Consider the following 17,408-nt stretch of genomic DNA (forward strand, 5'->3'; position numbering starts at 1 on the left):
ACCGATGACTACCCGTCATGCGTAGACGTTAGGGGGGACGATGAATTTCCGTCAATAGCCACTTAGCCCGACAAAGTATGTGCCCGTTGGAGCAGAATTAACTTTACGTTCACCTCGACGGAAATGGCGAAACCCATGCCGTGCTACCAGGCAGTTGGCCGAAACGAGATTTCCCAGCTCAGCGCCTAGGAGGGGGATAAGGCGAATTTATCCATGGGCTATAGTGATTAACGATTCGGTAACATGAAGACCACAAAGTGTTTACTACATCATTGTGATTGAAACTCGTCACACTTCCGTGATTGGACGCCAGCTCGCCGACGCCGCCTTCGGGGATCGGCCCGGCAGCTGGCCGCTGCCGTCGGCGACGACGCCGGCCCAACTGTGGCTGCGCGCCGTCGCGGCCGGCGGGCAGGGCCGCTACGGCGCCGCCTTCCGCGACCTCGCGGTGCTGCGGCGCAGCGCGCCGGCCGGCCGGCTCGCCTCGTTGGGCATGAGCACGCACGGGTCGTTCCTGCGCCAACTCGGTTGGCACGCCGTGGCCCGTGGCTGGGACGGGCGCGCCCTCGCGCTGTCCGGCGGCGACCCCGAGGCGGCCGCCGACGCCCTCATCGGGCTGGCCGCGGACGCGTTGGGCGTCGGGCGCTTCGCGGCCGCCGGGGCGCTGCTGGCGCGGGCCGACCCGCTGCTGGCGTCGTCGAAATCCGTGGTGCCCGACCGGCTGCCGGTGCGCCGGCGGTGGGTGGCCGCGGAGCTCGCGATGGCCCGCGGCGACGGCGACGCCGCCGTCCGGCACGCCGGCGAAGGCGTCGAGCTGGCGGCGGCCATGGCCGTCGCGTCGCCGCGGCACCGGGTCAAAAGCGACGTGGTGCTGGCCGCCGCGCTGTGCTGCGCGGGCAACCTCGAGCGCGCCCGCGCGGTCGCCGACGCCGCGCTGGCGACCACCGGCCAATTAGGGCTACTACCACTTCGTTGGGCGCTGGCCTGCTTGCTGATTGATATCGAAAGTGTCACGTTCCCAGCACATCAGCTGCACGAAATACGAGATGTCTGCGCAGGCCACGTGCGGCGCGCCGGTGGAACGTGGCGTTCCGCTTGAAACGGCCCTCCGCCCGTTATTGTCATTTCGTTAGTTAGCCCAGTTGGCCCGCGATGTGTCCGCTTCGTAACGTTGGAGATATCACCGTCGATGACAATTCCAGCAGGGGAACGTCTCGACGCTGTGGTCGCCCAGGCCGTCACCGGAGACCACAACGCATTGAGGGAGGTGCTGGAGACCATCCGTCCGATCGTCGTGCGATATTGCCGGGCGCGTGTCGGCACCGTCGATCGGGGTGGCCTGTCAGCGGATGACGTGGCACAGGAGGTGTGCTTGGCGACTATCACGGCGCTGCCGCGCTATCGCGATCGCGGGCGTCCATTCCTGGCCTTCCTGTACGGCATCGCGGCCCACAAGGTCGCTGACGCCCACCGGGCCGCGGGGCGCGACCTCGCGTATCCCACCGAAACGATCCCCGACCGTTGGTCGAACGACGCGGGGCCCGAACAGCTTGCGATCGAAGCGGATTCGGTGAGCCGGATGAGCGAACTGCTCGAGATTCTGCCCGCCAAGCAGCGCGAGATCCTGATTTTGCGCGTCGTCGTCGGGCTGTCCGCCGAGGAGACCGCCGCCGCGGTCGGCAGCACCACCGGGGCGGTCCGAGTCGCCCAGCACCGCGCGCTGTCGCGGCTGAAGTCCGAGATGATCGCGGCAGGTGACTGTGCCTGACTCACTGGATGAATTCGCCCGCACCGACCTGCTGCTCGATGCGCTCGCCCAGCGCCGGCCGGTGGACGTCGAAGACCCCGACGTCGACGTGCTGACCAACCTGCTGGAGGACTGGCGCGACAACCTGAGGTGGCCGCCGGCCAGCGCGCTGGTGACGCCCGAAGAGGCCGTGCACGCGCTGCGCACCGGATTGGCCGAGCGCCGCCGCGGCAGCCATCGTGGCCTGGCCGTGGTCGGCTCGGTCGCCGCGGCGCTGATGCTGCTCAGTGGATTCGGCGCCATGGTGGTCGAGGCCCGGCCCGGCGGCACCCTGTACGGGCTGCACGCGATGTTCTTCGACCAGCCGCAGGTCCACGAAAAGCAGGAGATGCTGGCCGCGAAGGCCGATCTGGCCAAGGTGCAGGAATCAATCGACCGCGGTCAGTGGGACCAGGCCCGCAGTCAGCTGACCGAGGTGAGCAGCCTGGTGCAGTCCATCGACGACCCGGCCAGCAAACAAGAGCTGATGAATCAGCTGAAGCTGTTGAACGCCAAGGTCGATGCGCGTGACCCGAACGCCACGTTGCCGGTCGCTTCGCCGCCGGCGGCGACACCCGGCCCGGCCACCGCGATTCCGGCGGCCCCGCCCGCCGCCTCGGTCGCGCCGTCGAAGGATGCGACGCCGGCACCGCTGAGCCCGCCGAGTCCGTCAGTGGGCAAGCATCACCATCACGGCCAGACGCCACCCCCGGTGGCGCCGTTGACTCCGAATCAGTGAATCAGTGCCGGCGGTGGAAACCGTCGGCGTCCGACGTCGCCTCGTTGAGTGAGGCGTCGGCGTAGCCCCGGCAGTAATCCCACGTGACGTAGGCATCCGGCTCGGGGTCATAGGCGGGCTCGTGCGGACGCACGGTGCCGTCGATCAGCAGCTGCAGCAGGTTGGCGCGCAGCATGTCCCAGTCGTGGTAGTGATCCTGCTGACATTCGTCGCAGCACACCACGAGTCCGCGAATACCCTTGTGCGCCAGCAGAGCTTCGTACACGGCCAGATCGGCAAGGTCGGCCTCGACGGCCATCCGCTCTTGCTGATCCAGGGGTTGGCCCGGCTCGACGGCTTCCAGTGCCGCCGACGGATCACAGGGGTCGTCGGCGAAAGGGTCGGGCGGCAAACCCGGTGGGAGGTGGTCGCGCACGCCCTCTAGCCTACGCAGCCCGCCCGGGATAACGCCAGCAGGGAGCCGCGCGCCGTTTGGTGTGCGCGGCGCGCCCGAGCAAGCGAACGACTGCGGGAGGCGAGCCGATAGGATGGGTTTCTCACGCCGCATCGTATGGAGGGCGCAGGAGATGACCCGTGGCACGTCCCACCTGGAGGACAGCTCTGACCTCGTCGGCAGCGCGTATGTACGGGTGGGTGGCCTGATCGACGACCCGGTGCCCACCGGAGGCGACAACCCGCACAAGATCGCCATGCTCGGGCTGACGTTCGACGACGTCCTGTTGCTGCCCGCGGCCTCCGACGTCGTCCCGGCAACCGCGGACACCTCCAGCCAGCTCACCAAGAAGATCAGGCTCAAAGTGCCGCTGGTGAGTTCGGCGATGGACACCGTCACCGAGTCGCGGATGGCCATCGCGATGGCCCGGGCCGGCGGAATGGGCGTGCTGCACCGCAACCTGCCGGTCGCCGAACAGGCCGGGCAGGTCGAGATGGTCAAGCGCTCGGAGGCCGGCATGGTCACCGACCCCGTCACCTGCCGTCCGGACAACACCCTGGCCCAGGTCGACGCGATGTGCGCGCGGTTCCGGATCTCCGGCCTGCCGGTGGTGGACGAGTCGGGCGCGCTGGTCGGCATCATCACCAACCGCGACATGCGGTTCGAGGTCGATCAGACCAAGAAGGTCGCCGAGGTGATGACCAAGGCCCCGCTGATCACCGCGCAGGAGGGCGTGTCCGCCGACGCGGCGCTGGGCCTGTTGCGGCGCCACAAGATCGAGAAGCTGCCCATCGTCGACGGCCACGGCCGGCTGACCGGCCTGATCACCGTCAAGGATTTCGTCAAGACCGAACAACACCCGCTGGCCACGAAGGACAGCGACGGCAGGCTGCTGGTCGGCGCCGCCGTCGGCGTCGGGGGTGACGCCTGGGTGCGCGCCATGATGCTGGTGGACGCAGGCGTGGACGTGCTGATCGTGGACACCGCGCACGCGCACAACCGGCTGGTGCTCGACATGGTCGGCAAGCTCAAGGCCGAGGTAGGCGAGAAGGTCGAGGTGATCGGCGGCAACGTGGCCACCCGGTCGGCGGCCGCGGCCCTGGTCGCCGCCGGCGCCGACGCGGTGAAGGTGGGCGTGGGGCCCGGCTCGATCTGCACCACCCGGGTGGTGGCCGGCGTCGGCGCACCTCAGATCACCGCGATCCTGGAGGCGGTGGCGGCGTGCGGCCCGGCGGGTGTGCCGGTGATCGCCGACGGCGGGCTGCAGTACTCCGGCGACATCGCCAAGGCGCTGGCCGCCGGCGCGTCGACCGCCATGCTGGGCTCGCTGCTGGCGGGCACCGCCGAGGCCCCCGGCGAGCTGATCTTCGTCAACGGCAAGCAGTTCAAGAGCTACCGCGGGATGGGGTCGCTGGGCGCCATGGCCGGCCGCGGTTCGGGCGGCGGCAAGTCGTACTCCAAGGACCGCTACTTCGCCGACGACGCGCTCTCGGAAGACAAGTTGGTGCCGGAGGGCATCGAGGGCCGGGTGCCCTTCCGCGGCCCGCTGTCCTCGGTGATCCACCAGCTGACCGGCGGCCTGCGCGCGGCGATGGGCTACACCGGCTCGCCGAGCATCGAGGCGCTGCAACAGGCGCAGTTCGTCCGGATCACCGCGGCCGGCTTGCGGGAAAGCCACCCGCACGACGTCGCCATGACGGTCGAAGCCCCCAACTACTACGCACGCTGAGGCCCACATGGTCGAGATCGGGATGGGCCGCGTCGCCCGTCGCAGCTATGAACTGAGCGAAGTCAGCATCGTGGCCTCGCGGCGCACCCGCTCGTCGCAGGACGTGTCGACCGCCTGGCAGCTGGACGCCTACCGGTTCGAGATCCCGGTGCTGGCGCATCCGACCGATGCGCTGGTGTCGCCGGAGTTCGCGATCGAGCTGGGCAAGCTCGGCGGCCTGGGGGTGCTCAACGGCGAGGGGCTGATCGGGCGGCACGCCGACGTCGAGTCCAAGATCGCGCAGCTGGTCGAGGCCGCCAGCAAGGAGCCCGAGCCGTCGGCGGCGATCCGGCTGCTGCAGGAGTTCCACGCCGCCCCGCTCAACCCGGACCTGCTGGGCTCCGCGGTCGCGCGGATCCGGGAGGCCGGGGTGACCACGGCGGTGCGGGTCAGCCCGCAGAACGCCCAGGCGCTGACGCCGGTGCTGGTGCAGGCCGGCATCGACCTGCTGGTCATCCAGGGCACCATCGTCTCGGCCGAGCGGGTGGCCAGCGACGGCGAGCCGCTGAACCTCAAGACCTTCATCTCCGAGCTCGACGTGCCGGTGGTCGCCGGCGGCGTGCAAGACCACCGCACCGCCCTGCACCTGATGCGCACCGGCGCCGCCGGCGTCATCGTCGGCTACGGCGCGACCAGGGGGGTGACCACCAGCGACGAGGTGCTGGGCATCAGCGTGCCGATGGCCACCGCGATCGCCGACGCCGCGGCCGCGCGCCGCGAGTACCTGGACGAGACGGGCGGCCGCTACGTGCACGTGCTGGCCGACGGCGACATCCACACCTCGGGCGAGCTGGCCAAGGCGATCGCCTGCGGTGCCGACGCGGTGGTGCTCGGTACGCCGCTCGCCGAGGCCGCCGAGGCGCTGGGCGAGGGCTGGTTCTGGCCGGCCGCCGCGGCGCACCCGTCGCTGCCGCGCGGGGCGCTGCTGCAGATCGCCGTCGGCGAGCGCCCGCCGCTGCACCAGGTACTCAACGGCCCGTCCGACGATCCGTTCGGCAGCCTCAACCTGGTCGGTGGGCTGCGCCGGTCGATGGCCAAGGCGGGCTACTGCGACCTCAAGGAGTTCCAGAAGGTCGGCCTGACCGTCGGGAGCTGACTCCGGGCCGCTGGCTTGTTACCAGCGGGTAAGGCCATACTGGTGCGATGAAGCCGGATTTCGACGTACTGATCATCGGTTCGGGTTTCGGGGGAAGCGTCAGCGCGCTGCGGCTGACCGAAAAGGGCTACCGCGTGGGCGTATTGGAGGCCGGGCGACGGTACTCCGACGAGGATTTCGCCGAAACCTCCTGGGATCTGCGTAAGTTTTTGTGGGCGCCGAGGCTGGGCTGCTACGGGATTCAGCGCATCCACCCGCTGAAGAACGTGTTGATCCTGGCCGGCGCCGGGGTGGGCGGCGGCTCGCTGAACTACGCCAACACCCTGTACGTGCCGCCCGACCCGTTCTTCAACGACCCGCAGTGGAAGCACATCACCGACTGGCGCGACGAGCTGATGCCGCACTACGACCAGGCGCGACGGATGCTGGGCGTGGTCGAGAACCCGACGTTCACCGACGCCGACCGGATCGTCAAACAGGTCGCCGACGAGATGGGCTGCGGGGACACGTTCGTGCCGACCCCGGTCGGGGTGTTCTTCGGCCCGGACGGCACCAAGGCCCCGGGCAAGACGGTGGCCGACCCGTACTTCGGTGGCGTCGGACCGGAGCGCACCGGCTGCCTGGAGTGCGGGTGCTGCATGACGGGCTGTCGCTACGGCGCCAAGAACACCCTGCTGAAGAACTACCTCGGCCTCGCGGAATCGGCTGGCGCACAGGTGATTCCGATGACCACCGTGAAGCGCTTCGAGCAGCGTCCCGACGGCGTGTGGGAGGTCCGCACGGTGCGCACCGGAAGCTGGTTGCGCCGCGACCGGCGCACCTACACCGCCAAGCACCTGGTCCTGGCCGCGGGAACCTGGGGAACCCAGCACCTGCTGTTCAACATGCGCGATCAGGGTCTGCTGCCCCGGCTGTCCAAGCGCCTCGGCGTGCTCACCCGCACCAACTCCGAGTCCATCGTCGGCGCGGGCAAGCTCGAGGTCGACCCGAACCTCGACCTGACCCATGGCGTGGCGATCACGTCGTCGATCCACCCGACGCCGGACACGCACATCGAGCCGGTCCGCTACGGCAAGGGTTCCAACGCGATGGGGTTGCTGCAGACGCTGATGACCGACGGGGCCGGTCCCGAGGGCACCGACGTGCCGCGCTGGAAGCAGCTGTTGGACCAGGCGCGCGACGACCCGCGCCGCATGATGCGGTTGCTCAACGTCCACCAGTGGAGCGAACGCACGCTGATCGCCCTGGTGATGCAGCACCTGGACAACTCGATCACCACCTACACCAAGCGCGGCAAACTGGGCATCCGCTGGTACACCAGCAAGCAGGGGCACGGCGAGCCCAACCCGACGTGGATCCCGGTCGGCAACCAGGTCACCCGGCGCATCGCGGACAAAATCGACGCCGTGGCCGGCGGCACCTGGGGCGAGCTGTTCAACATCCCGCTGACCGCGCACTTCCTCGGCGGCGCGGTGATCGGCGACAACGCCGACCACGGCGTGATCGACCCGTACCACCGGGTCTACGGCTACCCGACGCTGTTCGTGGTGGACGGCGCGGCCATCTCGGCGAACCTGGGCGTCAACCCCTCGCTGTCGATTACCGCCCAGGCCGAGCGGGCCGCGTCGCTGTGGCCGAACAACGGCGAGAACGATCAGCGCCCGATGCAGGGCGAGCCGTATCGCCGGCTGGAACCGATCGCGCCCAAGGCGCCCGTGGTGCCGGCCGAGGCGCCCGGCGCGCTGCGCTGGCTGCCGATCAATCCGGTCCGCACCGCGGACGCGGGCTAGCTGTACTGACCACGGACGTTGGTGACGGCGTGGCGTGGTGACATGACGAAGACCTCCGAGTGAAGTGCGAGCTGTCGAGGAACGCACTGCTCACTTCGGAGGTCTTCGTGTCCCACCGTAATGCTCCATTGTCAGAAACCGGCCGTCTGCGGCTGGCTCGTTGTGTTGTCGAGGATGGATGGCCGCTGCGGCGTGCCGCGGAACGGTTCCAGGTGTCAGCAACGACGGCGTGGCGGTGGGCCGACCGGTACCGCACGTTGGGGGCTGCGGGCATGGTCGACCGCAGTTCGCGCCCGCACCGCAGCCCACAGCGGACTCCGACTCGTACCGAGCGTCGCATCATCAAAGTCCGCGTCCTGCGGCGCTGGGGGCCCGCACGGATCGGGTATCTGCTGGGCATTCATCCCTCCACGGTGCATCGGGTACTGACCCGCTACGGGATGGCCAAATTACGGTGGTTGGACCGCTGTACGGGCCGCGTTGTCCGTCGGATGGAGCCCGCCAGCTGCGGTGACATGGTGCATGTTGACGTCAAAAAGCTTGGCAAAATCCCGGCTGGCGGCGGCTGGCGGATGTTGGGCCGCATCGCCGGTAACCACAACACCAGAGCCGACAAGAGTTCAGGCCAGCGCAGCAAGCATGGTGATCCGCTCCACGGCCACCACTTTCTGCATACCGCGATCGATGGCTACTCACGGTTGGCCTACAGCGAACTGCTCAGCGATGAGCGCCAGCACACCGCCGCCGCGTTTTGGGCGCGGGCCAACGCCTGGTTTACCGAGTGCGGCATCACCGTCCGCAAGGTGTTGACTGACAATGGTTCCTGCTACCGCTCCCACACCTTTCGAGAGGCCCTGGCAGGCATCGAACACCGACGCACCCGGCCCTACCGGCCCCAGACCAACGGCAAAGTCGAGCGATTCCACCGCACCCTGGCCGATGAATGGGCCTACGCACGGCTCTACCGCAGCGATACCGAACGCTGCGAAGAATTTCCCCGGTGGCTACACACCTACAATCACCATCGCGGCCACACCGCACTCGGCGGCCAACCACCCGCCAGCCGCGTACTTAACCTCTCAGGTCAGTACAGCTAGCTCGCGTGACGATCGCGAGCGCGGCGAAGCCGGGCGCTGCGGGTCGTCACCATCAGCTGGCGAGTGCCTGCAGCGGTGCGCCGCTGACCACCCGGCTGCGCTCGCCGCGCACGTTGACCGGTACATCGCCCATCAGGGTGATGCGGTGCATCAGGCGGGGCTCGTCGTCGTAGTCGTCGACCGCCCGGTGCTGGGTGGCGCGGTTGTCCCACATCGCGACGTCTCCGTGCGCCCAGCTCCAGCGAATAGTGTTCTCCGGCAATGTGATTCGGCGCTGCAGTAGTTCCAGCAGGGCGCTGGACTCGTGACTGTCCAGGCCGACGAAGCCGCGCACGAAGTCACCCGCGAGCAGGGTGCGCTCACCGGTCTCCGGGTGCACCCGCACCACCGGGTGCTCGGTGCGAAAGTCCGGCTTTTCGAACGCCTTTCGGAACGACCGCTGCGCGTCGCTCATCGCCGAGGCCGCTTCGGGGTCCACGTAGTCGTAGCGGTTGGTGTGCAGGGCCCAGAGATTTTCCACCAGGCATTTGAGTGGTTCGGGCAGGTGCTCATAGGCCGCGACGGTCGAGGCCCACAGCGTCGAACCGCCATAGGTCGGGAGCTTGACCGCGCGCAGGATCGACGCCGCCGGATAGTTGGCGGCGAACGTAACGTCGGTGTGCCAGCGGTTCGCCTTGCCGTATTCGGAGTCGATCGGGGTGATCACCGGGACGTTCCTGGCGGCCAGGGCGCCGGCGGCCGGGTGGCCGATGGGCGTGCCCAGCAGCTCGGCGAACGCGAGCTGCTGGGAGTCGTCGAGGTGGTGCTGGTGACGGAAGAAGATCACCTTGTGGGCCAACAGCGCCCGGCGGATCTCCTCGACCGCGTCCTCGTCGAGGTCGCCGCCGAGGCGAACCCCGTCCACGCGGGCGCCGATCCGGCTGCCCAGCCTGGTGACGGTTATCTGACCTGTCATTGTCGTTTCCTTGGCTCAAAACGGGTGTAGTCAACTGACTACATTTGGTAGTGTAGTCAGATGACTACAACTTCCGCAACGGGCCGCGGGAAAATGCCCACCGGGCGCGCGGAAGTGGCCGCGGCGATCCTCGAGGCCGCCACCGACCTGTTCGCCGAGCGCGGTCCGGCCGCGACGTCCATCCGTGACATCGCCGCGCGCTCCAACGTCAACCACGGACTGGTGTTCCGCCACTTCGGCACCAAGGAGCAGCTGGTCGGCGCCGTGCTCGACCACCTGGGTGCCAACCTGAGCGCCCTGCTGGGCACCGACGCGCCCGCGGCCGTGCTGCAGAGTTCCCTGGACCGGCAGATGCGGGTGATGGCCCGCACCGTCCTCGACGGCTATCCGGCCGGTCAGCTACAGAAGCGCTTTCCCAACATCGCGACGCTGCTGGACGGGGTGCGGCCGCTGTACGACGACGAGGTCAAGGCACGGCTCGCGGTCGCCAATGCCCTTGCCCTGCAATTCGGTTGGCGGCTGTTCGCGCCAATCCTGCGCTCTGCCACCGGGATCGAAGACCTGACGGACGACGAGATACGGGAGGCGGCCGGCGCCGAGGTGCAGCGGATTCTCGGGCCCGGCGAACCTCAGTGATCCCCGGCCACGGTGGCCCGGGACAGCGCCCGTCGGTGCATGGGCTCGCGGCCCGCCGGCTGCTGCGGCGGCGGCAGCAGCGGCTTGCGGGGCCGCACCGCGACCGTGGTGGTGGATTCGGTGCTGAGCTCCAGCTCCTCGCCGGAGTGCCGAATCGTCAGCTCGCCGCCGGGCCCGTCGCGCAGCGTGTAGGTGACGTCGGCGTGGTTGACGTCGACGGTGACCCGGAAGTCGCGCCACCGCAGCCGGAACCGTAGCCGCGAAATGCCATCGGGCAGTTGGGGATCCAGCGACAGGATGCCCTCGTCGTCGCGCAGGCCGCCGAACCCGGACACCAGCGCCGTCCAGGCGCCGGCGAGCGAGGCCATGTGCAGGCCGTCGCGGGTGTTGTGGTGCAGGTCGCGCAGGTCGATCAGCGCGGCCTCATAGGCGTAGTCGTGGGCCAGCTCCAAATGCCCGACCTCGGCGCACATCACCGCCTGCGTGCAGGCCGACAGCGAGGAGTCGCGCACCATGCGCGGCTCGTAATAGTCGACGTTGCGGGCCTTCTGCTCGGGCGTGAACGCGTGACTCTGCCAGTGCATCGCCAGCACCAGGTCGGCCTGCTTGATCACCTGCGCGGGGTACAGGCGCACATAGGCCTCGTGCAACAGCAGCGGGTAGGTGGTGTTGCGTTCGAAGTCCCATTCGGCGTAGGTGGTGAACCCCTCGCACTGCTGATGGACCTCGAGGCCCGAGTCGTACGGAATGTTGGCCGCGTCGGCCGCATCGCGCCAGGCCGCCGCCTCCTCGGTGGTGACCCCCAGCGCCTTGGCCACCTCGGGGTGGCGGTTGCACGCGTCGGCGGCGACGTGCAGGTTGTGCGCGGCCATCAGGTTGGTGAAGGCGTTGTCGCGCACCACCGCCGTGTACTCGTCGGGCCCGGTGACACCGTCGAGATGCCAGACGCCGTGCCGGTCGTGATGGCCGAGGGACATCCAGAGCCGGGCGGTCTCGACCAGCACCTGCAGGCCGCAGTCGGCTTCCAGGTCGTCGTCGCCGGTGACGATGCGGTAGCGCTCGAAGGCCATCGCGATGTCGGCGTTGATGTGCCACGCCGCGGTCCCGGCCGGCCAGTACGCCGAACACTCCTGCCCGCGGATGGTCCGCCACGGGAAGGCGGCGCCCTCCAGGCCCAGCTCGGCCGCCCGCTCCTTGGCCAGGTCCAGGGTGGACGCCCGCCAGCGCAGCGCGTCGGCCACGGTGTGTGGAGCGGTGTAGGTGAGCACCGGCAGCACGTAACCCTCGGTGTCCCAGAAGGCGTGGCCGTCGTAGCCGGTTCCGGTGAGCCCCTTGGCGGCGATCGCGCGGCGCTCGGCGCGGGCGCTGGCCTGCAGCAGGTGGAAGAGCCCGAATCGCACCGCCTGCTGGGATTCGGGGTCGCCCTCGACCTCGACGTCGGCGCAATCCCAGAAATTGTCCAGGTACTTGCGTTGCGAATCCAGCAGCCCCTGCCAGCCGCTGTAGCGGGCGCTGTGCAGCGCGGCGGCCACCTGATCGCGCAGCGCCGGGCGCGACCGCATGCTCGACCAGCCATACGCCAGGTACTTGACGATGCGCAGCCGCTGCCCCGCGCGCAGCCCGCAGATCACGGTGGTGCGCGCCAGGTCGGCGCGGGCATCGGTGCCGACCTCGACGCGCCCCTCGACGTCGACCTCGTGGTCCATGCCGGCGGCCATCATCAGCGCGCTGCTGCGCGTGCGATGCATGAGAACCGCTCCGGTATCGGTCTTTTCGTGATCCACCTCTTCGAGCGGATTCTCCAGGATGGCCGACACCCGCGGGTCGCCGGAGGTCTCGGGCTGGTCCTCGTTGGTGACCAGCTCGGACTGCACCGTCACCCGGGCGAACTCGCCGACCGCCTCGACGCAGTATTCGATGGCGGCGACGCCGCGCTGCGCCAGCGACACCAGCCGGGTGGAGGTCACCTTGACCTCCTTGCCCGCGGGTGAGCGCCAGTGCGCCGTGCGGGTCAGCGTCCCGGCGCGCAAATCCAGATCCCGCTCGTGGGAGATCAATTCGCCGTAGCGGACGTCGAACGGCTCGTCCTCGACCAGCAGCCGGATGATCTTGCCGTTGGTGACGTCGACGAGCGTCTGGCCGGCTTCGGGGTAGCCGTAACCGGCCTCTGCATAGGGCAGCGGACGGATCTCGTAGAAGGAGTTCAGGTAGGTGCCCGGCAGGCCGTACGGCTCGCCCTCATCGAGGTTGCCGCGCAGCCCGATGTGCCCGTTGGACAGGGTGAACAGGGATTCGGACTGGGCCAGCAGGTTGAGGTCGAGCTGGGTCTCGCGCACGTGCCAGGGATCGACGGGAAACGATTCGTCGGTGATCATGACTGCAGCAGCTCGGCGAGGTCGGTGACCACCACGTCGGCGCCGTTGCGGCGTAAGTCCTCGGCTTGGCCCACTCGGTCGACGCCTACCACGAACCCGAAGTTACCGGCTCGGCCCGCGGCCACGCCCGACAGGGCGTCCTCGAACACCGCCGCGCCGTCGGGGGGGACGTCGAGCAGCTGGGCCCCGCGCAGGTAGGAGTCGGGGGCGGGCTTGCCGGCGATGTGTTCGTCACGCAGGGTGATGCCGTCCACTCGTTTGTGCACGAACCGGTCCAGGCCGGTGATCTCGAGGACGTCGCGGGTGTTGGCGCTCGACGACACCACGGCGACGCCCAGCCCCGCGGCCGAGACCGCCTCGAGGTAGCGCCGCGATCCGTCGAACACCTTGACGCCGTCCTCCTTCAAGACCTTCTGGAACATGTCGTTCTTGCGGTTGCCCAGGCCGTAGATCGTTTCGGCGTCGTCCGCGTCGTCGGGGCTGCCGTCGGGCAGGTGGATGTCGCGGCTCTCCAAGAACGAGCGGACGCCGTCCTCGCGCTTCTTGCCGTCGACGTATTTGCGGTAGTCGGCGGCCTCGTCGAAGGGAACGAATTTGTCGCCCGTGCGTTTGGCGCGGTCCGACAGAAAGGTGTCGAACATGGCCTTCCAGGCCTTGGTGTGCACACTGGCGGTGTCGGTGAGCACGCCGTCGAGGTCGAACAGGCAGGCACGCACTTTCTCTGGTAGACCCAGCACGGGCACTCGCTCTCTGGTGTCGGGGGCTGCTTAACCGATACCCACTCCACCATGCCCGGCATGCGTGTCGCCAGATTTACGCCCCGATTGCCACCGCGATCGCCTGGATCGCGCGCAGTCGCCCGTCGGCCAGCGCCCGGGTGAGGTTTTCGGCCTTGCGCGCAAAGTCGGTGACGAACGCGTGCAGGCCCAGTGGTTGGGGCGGCTGGGCGAGCAACACCTGCATGAGCGAGCTCGCGGTCTCGGTGAGGTCGTTCCAGTGCCGCACCGTGAACCCGGCGGACTCGACGGCACCGCGGAGTTCGTCGGGGGTGACCAGATGGCTGCGGTCGGGGTGATCTGCCCATGGCAGGGGATAGTCGAGTTGGTCGTGATTCCCAATCGTGATGTCCCACAGGGCAAGCCGACCGCCGTCTTTCAGCACCCGGCGAGTTTCGGAGTACAACCGCGCCTTATCGGCCACGTTCATCTGGACGTGCTGGCTGATCGCGACGTCGAAAGCGCGGTCGGCGAAGGGGAGTTCGGTGACGTCCGCCTGGCGAACCGCGATGAGGCCGTCGAGGTCGACGAGCCGGTTGAGCCAGTCGTTCGTCGCGCAGTACTCGTCGGTGAGGTCCACGGCGGTGACCCGGCAGCCGTAGCGGTCGGAGACGTAGCGGGCCGTGCCGCCGACCCCGCTTCCGGCGTCGAGCACCGCGCTCGCGTCGGTGATTCCGGCCAGCTCCACCAGCTGCGCGGTGGCGATGCGGCCCATGGTGTGGAAGTCCTCCAGCAGGGCCAGGTCGGCGGGCGCAAGGTGGTCGAGGTCTTTCCCGGCGGCGATCAGCGCCCGTTCGATGTTTCGTCGCGAAAGCCCGGTGGCGTACTGGTTTTCGACGGTCTCGCTCATTTGTGCACCTGCGCCCATGCGGTGATGAGAGGGGGCATCGCGATCAGCGCGTTGACCGCCCGCGCCTCCTGACGGAATCGGGGCACGAACTCGTCGATGTCGGCGAGCTCGTCGATGGCGAAGCCCCCCTGTTCGGCGACGGGGGAGACCAGCCGCCAGACCTCGGCGAGGTAGGCCAGGATGTCGGTGTCGGCGGCCGTGCCGATCGGCGTGCCGAGGGTCAGCCGCGGCGCGCCCAGGCCGGCGTCGGCGAAGACGGTGTGCAGCGTGGTGCCGAACCGCGGGCTGAGCCCCATGGCCTCGAAGGCGCGAACGATCCCCCCGGTCACCCGCCGGAACAGCGGCGTGTCCGGAACGCCGTGCGCACCGGTGATGTCGTTCTCGGAGAACGCCACCACCCCGCCCGGACGCACGAAGGAGACGAGGTGCCGCAGCGTGGCGGCCGCGTCGTGCAAGTGCATGAGGATCAGCCGGCCGATGACGGCGTCCACCGGTTCGTCCAGCGTGATCGCGTCGATCGCGGACCGCATGAAACGCACTGTGGACAAGCCCTTTTCGCCGGCGCGGGCGCGCGCGAGCTCGACCATCGCGGGTTCGGCGTCGACGCCGAGAACGGTCCCGGTGGGGCCGACCAACCCGGCGGCGACGAACGAGACGTCACCGGGCCCGGATCCGATGTCGAGCACCCGCATGCCCGGCCGCAGCCCGGCGAGCCGCAACGCGTGCTCGGTGTAGTCGTCGTAGAGACGTCCCTGCAGGAGGAGCCGCTGCACCTCCGCGTCGGCGTGGCCCAGGACGTAGGTGCTGCCCTGTGGTGTGGTGCTCATCGCAGTGTCCTTTCTTGTTGAAGCTCTTGTTGAAGCGCCGGTTCCCTGGCCGGGAGGAGCCAGCCGACGACGATCGCCGCGCCCAGCGCGATGCCGGCGCACACCAGCGAGCTGACCCGCAGCCCGTCCAGGAACGCACGGTCGACCGCGGCGCGCACATGCCCGGCTTGCTGCGCGGGCAGCTGCCCAATGACTGTGTGCGCCACGGCCATCGAACGGCGCATCGCGTCGGCGGGCAATCCCGTCAACGCCGCTGCACCGAGATGGCCCGAGTAGACCGAGGCGAAGATGCTGCCGGCGATGGCCACGCCGAGGGTGCCCCCCAGTTCGCGCGTGGTGTCGTTGACGGCCGAGCCCACCCCGGCCTTGTCGACGGACAGCGATCCCATGATCGCCTCCGTGGCCGGCGAAAAGGTGAGGCCGAGGCCGCCGCCGAGCAGCAGCATCTGGGTGGCGATCTGGATGTAGGGCGTCGCCGCGTCGACGGTGGACGCCCACGCCAGGCCGGCGGCGAACACCGCCAGGCCGGTGGCGACGACGGCGGTGGTGCCGATCCGTTCGACCAGACGGGGGCCCGCAACGCTGGCCAGCGCGATCGACGCGGCGACCGGCAGCAGTCGCACACCGGCCTGAAACGCCGTGTAGTCCTTGATGAATTGGAAGTACTGCGTGATGACGAAGATGAAGCCGAACAGCGTCAAAAACCCCGCCGTCACCGCCAGGCTGCCGCCGGAGAACCGGCGGTTGGTAAAGACCGAGACGTCGAGCATCGGATGGGTGCTGAGCCGTTCGCAGCGTGCAAATGCGGCTAGAACGATTGCGGCGCAGAAGAATCCGGCTATGGTCCGGCCTTCGGTCCATCCCCAGGTGGGCGCCTCGATGACCGTGTAGACCAGCGTCGTGATCCCGGTCGCGGACAGGAGTAGCCCGGGCACATCGACGCGGGGGGCGGCGGGGTCGCGCGAGCTCGGAACGAACAACGTGGCCCCGATGATGGCCAGCGCCGCGACCGGAATGTTCACCATGAAAATCGAGCCCCACCAGAAGTGTTCGAGGAGCCATCCGCCGCTGATCGGTCCCACCGCCACCCCGACGCCGACCATGGCCGCCCACAGCCCGATCGCCTTGGCCCGCGGCACCGGGTCGGTGAAGATGTTGGTGATCAGGCCCAGGGTGGTCGGGAAGATCACCGCCGCGCCGACCCCCATGGCCGCGCGCGCCGCGATCAGCTGATCGGCGGAATTCGCCTGTGCCGCAATCGCAGACGTCAACGCGAACAGCGCGAGTCCGGCATTCAGCCAGCCTCGCCTGCCATAGCGGTCGGACAGGCTGCCCGCCGAGAGCAGCAGGCCGGACATCACCAGCGTGTAGGCATCGACGATCCATTGCAGCTGCGCGGTGTCGGCGCCGAGTTCACGCGACAGCGTGGGCAGCGCAACGTTGACGATGGTGGCGTCGACGCTGATGACGAAGACGCCCAGGCAGATGACGGCGAGCGCGGCGATCGGATGACTCCGGGAGAACACGGGTGCGGTCTTCATGTGACAAGACAGTAAAGCTACTAGACAAATAAATCAAGTAATAAGTTGAAAAAGATATCCGCCGCGGGTTAAGCTGGCCGGGTGCCGGTCCGGAACTACAACCAGAACTGCCCGATCGCGCGCAGCCTCGACGTGCTGGGCGAACGGTGGACGTTGCTGATCCTGCGCGAGCTGGTCGGCGGGGCCCGTCGCTATGGCGACCTGCGTGCCGAGTTACCAGGCATCGCAACCAATCTGCTCGCGCAGCGGCTCAAAGAGCTGCAGGATGAGGGACTCGTCGAGCGGGCCGACCTGCCGGCGCCGATCGGTCGCACCGTCTACACGCTCAGCGACCTGGGTTGGCAGCGGGTGCTGCCCATCCTGCAGAGCTTCGCGTGGTTCGGCCTGGACCGGCTGGACCCGATCGGCGACGCGCCGGTGTCGCCGCTCAACGGGTTCCTGGCCGGGATTCTGCTCGGCTTCAACCCCGGTTGCGCGGCGGGCCTGGAGGCGACATGCCGTGTCGAGATCGACGGTCGCCGTTTCGAATTCGCCGTCACGCAGGGCCGCCTGGGCGCGGGGCGCGGCGAACCCACGGTGACGATCACGGCCTCGGCGGCGGATCTCGTCACCGCCCGGCTCGGGGCCGACGAGGGCGAGCGCGACGCCGCCCTGCGGCGAATCGAGTTTCACGGCGACGCGGCCGCCGTGACCGCGGTGCGCACCGCGTTTGCGCTGTAACCCTGCGGGGCGGAGGCGG

General features: G+C 68.8%; 16 protein-coding genes. 9 read left to right on the forward strand and 7 right to left on the reverse strand.

Annotated elements, in window-relative coordinates; genetic code table 11:
* The first annotated feature begins 274 nt into the window (after positions 1 to 274).
* From B9D87_RS23915 to B9D87_RS23925, 3 genes are all read left to right on the forward strand, one after another.
* Entirely contained in the window at positions 275 to 1,099 is an 825-nt protein-coding gene (locus B9D87_RS23915) for a hypothetical protein (RefSeq protein ID WP_007773420.1), read from the forward strand.
* 90 nt (positions 1,100 to 1,189) lie between these two features.
* A complete protein-coding gene (locus B9D87_RS23920) occupies positions 1,190 to 1,768 on the forward strand; it encodes a sigma-70 family RNA polymerase sigma factor (RefSeq protein ID WP_040630965.1) in 579 nt (192 codons plus the stop codon).
* Positions 1,755 to 2,525: an anti-sigma-D factor RsdA gene (locus B9D87_RS23925; RefSeq protein WP_174320944.1), complete on the forward strand. Its 771-nt coding sequence runs from the start codon at positions 1,755 to 1,757 to the stop codon at positions 2,523 to 2,525. Before B9D87_RS23920 ends, B9D87_RS23925 begins: the two co-directional genes overlap by 14 nt.
* A 1-nt stretch (position 2,526) precedes the next feature.
* On the opposite strand, the gene B9D87_RS23930 is transcribed toward B9D87_RS23925, so the two are convergent.
* Positions 2,527 to 2,940: a DUF5319 domain-containing protein gene (locus tag B9D87_RS23930; RefSeq protein WP_007773416.1), complete on the reverse strand. Its 414-nt coding sequence runs from the start codon at positions 2,938 to 2,940 to the stop codon at positions 2,527 to 2,529.
* A 151-nt stretch (positions 2,941 to 3,091) separates the two neighbouring features.
* Here B9D87_RS23930 and guaB point away from each other — a divergent pair, with 151 nt between their 5' ends.
* The 4 genes from guaB to B9D87_RS23950 all read left to right on the forward strand — a co-directional run bounded on the left by guaB (position 3,092) and on the right by B9D87_RS23950 (position 8,709).
* A complete protein-coding gene (gene guaB, locus B9D87_RS23935) occupies positions 3,092 to 4,687 on the forward strand; it encodes an IMP dehydrogenase (protein ID WP_007773415.1) in 1,596 nt (531 codons plus the stop codon).
* Between the two features lie 7 nt (positions 4,688 to 4,694).
* Positions 4,695 to 5,822, forward strand: a complete 1,128-nt coding sequence (locus tag B9D87_RS23940; RefSeq protein ID WP_007773414.1) for a GuaB3 family IMP dehydrogenase-related protein — start codon at positions 4,695 to 4,697, stop codon at positions 5,820 to 5,822.
* Positions 5,823 to 5,869: 47 nt separating this feature from the next.
* Positions 5,870 to 7,612 carry a GMC family oxidoreductase N-terminal domain-containing protein gene (locus tag B9D87_RS23945; protein WP_007773413.1) on the forward strand — a complete coding sequence of 581 codons (1,743 nt, stop codon included), beginning with the start codon at positions 5,870 to 5,872 and terminating at the stop codon, positions 7,610 to 7,612.
* Between the two features lie 107 nt (positions 7,613 to 7,719).
* The gene (locus B9D87_RS23950; RefSeq protein WP_007770691.1) at positions 7,720 to 8,709 is read left to right on the forward strand and encodes an IS481 family transposase; all 990 of its coding nucleotides are present in this window, start codon (positions 7,720 to 7,722) and stop codon (positions 8,707 to 8,709) included.
* Positions 8,710 to 8,761: 52 nt separating this feature from the next.
* Here B9D87_RS23950 and B9D87_RS23955 read toward each other — a convergent pair whose 3' ends face one another.
* Positions 8,762 to 9,664 (reverse strand): TauD/TfdA dioxygenase family protein, encoded by a 903-nt coding sequence (locus B9D87_RS23955; RefSeq protein WP_007773412.1) that lies wholly within the window; start codon positions 9,662 to 9,664, stop codon positions 8,762 to 8,764.
* Positions 9,665 to 9,724: 60 nt separating this feature from the next.
* Here B9D87_RS23955 and B9D87_RS23960 point away from each other — a divergent pair, with 60 nt between their 5' ends.
* Positions 9,725 to 10,300, forward strand: a complete 576-nt coding sequence (locus tag B9D87_RS23960; protein WP_007773411.1) for a TetR/AcrR family transcriptional regulator — start codon at positions 9,725 to 9,727, stop codon at positions 10,298 to 10,300.
* Here the strand turns inward: B9D87_RS23960 and B9D87_RS23965 are convergent.
* From B9D87_RS23965 to B9D87_RS23985, 5 genes are all read right to left on the reverse strand, one after another.
* Positions 10,294 to 12,675, reverse strand: coding sequence for a glycoside hydrolase family 65 protein (locus B9D87_RS23965; RefSeq protein ID WP_007773409.1), 2,382 nt, complete (start codon positions 12,673 to 12,675; stop codon positions 10,294 to 10,296). The two genes, B9D87_RS23960 and B9D87_RS23965, sit on opposite strands and share 7 nt — an antisense overlap.
* Positions 12,672 to 13,412: a beta-phosphoglucomutase family hydrolase gene (locus B9D87_RS23970; RefSeq protein ID WP_040631117.1), complete on the reverse strand. Its 741-nt coding sequence runs from the start codon at positions 13,410 to 13,412 to the stop codon at positions 12,672 to 12,674. Before B9D87_RS23970 ends, B9D87_RS23965 begins: the two co-directional genes overlap by 4 nt.
* 76 nt (positions 13,413 to 13,488) lie before the next feature.
* Positions 13,489 to 14,301, reverse strand: coding sequence for a class I SAM-dependent methyltransferase (locus B9D87_RS23975; RefSeq protein ID WP_007773405.1), 813 nt, complete (start codon positions 14,299 to 14,301; stop codon positions 13,489 to 13,491).
* Positions 14,298 to 15,128, reverse strand: a complete 831-nt coding sequence (locus tag B9D87_RS23980; RefSeq protein WP_007773403.1) for a methyltransferase domain-containing protein — start codon at positions 15,126 to 15,128, stop codon at positions 14,298 to 14,300. The genes B9D87_RS23975 and B9D87_RS23980 overlap by 4 nt, the downstream gene beginning before the upstream one ends.
* Entirely contained in the window at positions 15,125 to 16,669 is a 1,545-nt protein-coding gene (locus B9D87_RS23985) for an MFS transporter (protein WP_007773402.1), read from the reverse strand. The genes B9D87_RS23980 and B9D87_RS23985 overlap by 4 nt, the downstream gene beginning before the upstream one ends.
* An 81-nt stretch (positions 16,670 to 16,750) precedes the next feature.
* On the opposite strand from B9D87_RS23985, the gene B9D87_RS23990 reads away from it, so the two are divergent.
* Entirely contained in the window at positions 16,751 to 17,389 is a 639-nt protein-coding gene (locus tag B9D87_RS23990) for a winged helix-turn-helix transcriptional regulator (protein ID WP_007773400.1), read from the forward strand.
* Positions 17,390 to 17,408 lie beyond the last annotated feature (19 nt).

The organism is Mycobacterium colombiense CECT 3035 (assembly GCF_002105755.1).
Lineage (GTDB): Bacteria > Actinomycetota > Actinomycetes > Mycobacteriales > Mycobacteriaceae > Mycobacterium > Mycobacterium colombiense.

What these genes read in the sequence shown, in the direction of transcription:
- guaB (WP_007773415.1), top strand. Translation starts at nt 3,092, where the DNA reads ATGACCCGTGGCACGTCCCACCTGGAGGACAGCTCTGACCTCGTCGGC.
- B9D87_RS23985 (WP_007773402.1), bottom strand. Translation starts at nt 16,669, where the DNA reads ATGAAGACCGCACCCGTGTTCTCCCGGAGTCATCCGATCGCCGCGCTC.
- B9D87_RS23945 (WP_007773413.1), top strand. Translation starts at nt 5,870, where the DNA reads ATGAAGCCGGATTTCGACGTACTGATCATCGGTTCGGGTTTCGGGGGA.
- B9D87_RS23975 (WP_007773405.1), bottom strand. Translation starts at nt 14,301, where the DNA reads ATGAGCGAGACCGTCGAAAACCAGTACGCCACCGGGCTTTCGCGACGA.
- B9D87_RS23940 (WP_007773414.1), top strand. Translation starts at nt 4,695, where the DNA reads ATGGTCGAGATCGGGATGGGCCGCGTCGCCCGTCGCAGCTATGAACTG.
- B9D87_RS23960 (WP_007773411.1), top strand. Translation starts at nt 9,725, where the DNA reads ATGACTACAACTTCCGCAACGGGCCGCGGGAAAATGCCCACCGGGCGC.
- B9D87_RS23965 (WP_007773409.1), bottom strand. Translation starts at nt 12,675, where the DNA reads ATGATCACCGACGAATCGTTTCCCGTCGATCCCTGGCACGTGCGCGAG.
- B9D87_RS23980 (WP_007773403.1), bottom strand. Translation starts at nt 15,128, where the DNA reads ATGAGCACCACACCACAGGGCAGCACCTACGTCCTGGGCCACGCCGAC.
- B9D87_RS23955 (WP_007773412.1), bottom strand. Translation starts at nt 9,664, where the DNA reads ATGACAGGTCAGATAACCGTCACCAGGCTGGGCAGCCGGATCGGCGCC.
- B9D87_RS23920 (WP_040630965.1), top strand. Translation starts at nt 1,190, where the DNA reads ATGACAATTCCAGCAGGGGAACGTCTCGACGCTGTGGTCGCCCAGGCC.